This window comes from Caloramator proteoclasticus DSM 10124 (assembly GCF_900129265.1).
GTDB classification, from domain to species: domain Bacteria; phylum Bacillota; class Clostridia; order Clostridiales; family Caloramatoraceae; genus Thermobrachium; species Thermobrachium proteoclasticum.
In genome coordinates this window covers 1-2,847 of sequence record NZ_FQVG01000100.1, presented here as the reverse complement: position 1 = coordinate 2,847, position 2,847 = coordinate 1, and the positions used below count along the sequence as shown (strand labels likewise).

General features: G+C 30.7%; 2 protein-coding genes and 1 tRNA gene. All 3 read right to left on the bottom strand.

The annotated features are described in order from the left end of the window. Positions 1 to 183: 183 nt before the first annotated feature. Positions 184 to 258, bottom strand: a tRNA-Asn gene (locus BUB63_RS12920). Positions 259 to 558: 300 nt separating this feature from the next. Next, positions 559 to 2,079, bottom strand: a complete 1,521-nt coding sequence (gene lysS / locus BUB63_RS12915; RefSeq protein ID WP_073250386.1) for a lysine--tRNA ligase — start codon at positions 2,077 to 2,079, stop codon at positions 559 to 561. Positions 2,080 to 2,096: 17 nt separating this feature from the next. Continuing rightward, positions 2,097 to 2,579 carry a transcription elongation factor GreA gene (gene greA, locus BUB63_RS12910; RefSeq protein ID WP_027309044.1) on the bottom strand — a complete coding sequence of 161 codons (483 nt, stop codon included), beginning with the start codon at positions 2,577 to 2,579 and terminating at the stop codon, positions 2,097 to 2,099. Positions 2,580 to 2,847 lie beyond the last annotated feature (268 nt).

Here is a 2,847-nt window from a genome sequence, read left to right as displayed (position 1 = left end):
CTTATTTGGTACGTTCGCTCTCGCTGTTCAGTTTTCAAGGACCGTTGACGCTTATTTATCTTATCACGTCTTTTTTATCTTGTCAACACCTTTTTAATTTTTATTTATTCTTGGTGTCGCTAACAACATAATTTATTATATTATGCCTTTTACTACTTGTCAATATCTTTTTTAAAATTAAATTGGCTCCACGGAGAGGACTCGAACCTCCAACCCTCCGGTTAACAGCCGGATGCTCCACCATTGAGCTACCGTGGAACGCTTACAGATTATATTATATCAATAATTTTATTTTTTGCAATATGTTTTTTGCATTTTTTTATTAACATTATTTGTTATATATAAACTTATAACTACATATATTATAATTATAACTTTATATATAATATCAAAATTATTCACCACACTTACTGAAGATAACAGAAGATAACACTTGATAATTTATATAAATAAAACATCATCAATAATATCTTTGCCCAATATAAAAATATACAATAATTGGCCAAGAATTATTCTTGGCCAATTCAACTTATACATTAATTCAATTCATAAATCAAATTACTTCGTAGGCTTCATTGTTGGGAATAGAATAACGTCCCTGATTGAATATGAATCAGTTAGGAACATTATTAATCTATCTATACCTATACCCAATCCCCCTGTTGGAGGCATACCTATTTCAAGTGCATTTATAAAATCATCATCCATCATATACGCTTCATCATCACCAAGTTCACGTTCTCTTAGTTGTTGTAAAAATCTTTCCTTTTGATCAATAGGATCGTTTAGCTCTGAATATGCATTTGCAATTTCTCTTCCAAATACATAAGCTTCAAATCTTTCAGTAAAGGCTGGATCATCTGGTTTTTTCTTTGTAAGTGGTGAAACTTCAACAGGATAGTCTAATACAAATGTTGGTTGAATTAAGTGCTTTTCTGCATATGTTTCAAATAAAGCAACTAATATATCTGCTTTATTACAATCCTTCAATTCCTTTTTAAGTTCATCTTCAACCTTCATCTTTTTTGCTATTTCTCTTGCTTCTTCGTCTGATTGGATTGAGTCAAAATCTACTCCAGCATATTTTTTAACAGCATCCTTCATAGTTATCCTATCCCAAGGTGCTTTAAAGTCTATTTCTGTACCCTGGTATGTAACCTTTGTTGTCCCTAAAACTTCCTTACATATAAACTCTACTAACTGTTCAGTTAGTTCCATCATATCATTATAATCCGCATATGCTTGATATAGTTCTATTGCAGTAAACTCTGGATTGTGTCTTACGTCTATTCCTTCATTTCTGAAATTCTTTCCAATTTCGTATACTCTTTCAAATCCACCAACAATTAATCTCTTTAGATATAGTTCTGTAGCAATTCTTAAATACATATCTATATCCAAAGCATTGTGGTGAGTTATGAAAGGTCTTGCTGCTGCACCACCTGCAATTGGTGATAAGATTGGGGTTTCAACTTCTATGTAATCTCTATCATCTAAGAATTTTCTTATTGCCTTTATTATTTGAGTTCTCTTTATAAATGTATCTCTAACATTATCATTAACTATTAGATCAACATATCTTTGTCTATATCTTAAATCTGGGTCCTTTAATCCGTGCCACTTCTCTGGAAGAGGTCTTAATGACTTTGTAAGTAAAGTAAAGTCCTTAACTAAAACTGTTATCTCTCCTGTTTTAGTCTTAAATACCTCTCCTTCAACTCCAATTATGTCACCTAAATCAAGGCTCTTGAAGAACTTTAGCTTTTCTTCACCAACATTATCAATCTTTACATAAAGTTGAAGTTTTCCATATCTATCGTGTATATCGCTAAAACCAGCTTTACCGTGAATTCTCTTTGACATTAGACGTCCCGCAACTCTAACTGTCTTATTTTCAAGCTCTTCATAATTATCCTTTATTTGTTTTGATGTATGAGTCCTATCGTACTTAACTATCTCAAAGGGGTCTTGTCCTTTTTCTTTTAATTCTTCAAGCTTTTGTATTCTCTGTCTTATAAGCTCGTTGTACTCCTCTTCAAGTTGATTTAATTCAACCTGATTTAGTTCTTCATTTGCCATCTTTTATACCTCCATTTTTAATGTCTTTTAATTTCTAATATTTCATAAGTTATTGTACCATCTGGTACTTGAATTTCAACCTTATCTCCAACCTTTTTACCCATTAATCCCTTTCCTATAGGAGCTTCATTTGAAATCTTCATCTTCTTAAAATCCGCCTCTGCAGAACCTACTATTGTAAATTCCATTTCATCTCCATATTCTAAATCCTTAACTTTAACTATACAACCTATTGATACAACATCAGTTTTAATGTCTTCTTCATCAATTACTTTTGCATTCTTTAGCATATTCTCAAGTGTTGCTATTCTTCCTTCTACAAATGCTTGTTCATTCTTTGCTTCATCATATTCTGAGTTTTCACTTAAGTCTCCATAGGAAATTGCAGTTTTTATCTTCTGTGCTACTTCTTTTCTTTTTACTGTTTTTAGGTATTCTAATTCCTCTTCTATTTTTTTAATTCCTTCATATGTAAGAATAACTTGTTTGTTTTCTGCCATATTATTACTCCCCTTTTAACATTAAATTTATAATATTATATGCTAAATATTTAATAATAAAACACATTTTATAATTAATAACAAGCACCATAAGTAAACTTACAGTGCTTGTTATTAGCCATTGAAGTTATTATAAAACACCTAATACTTAGTGTCAATAATTATATTAGGCATTCAGAGATTTCGCATCTAATTTCCAGTAAAGCTTTTTTCTTTATAGGAAATTAGATTTTTTCTATTTTATTGAAATTTTGGAAGGGAAAAAGGC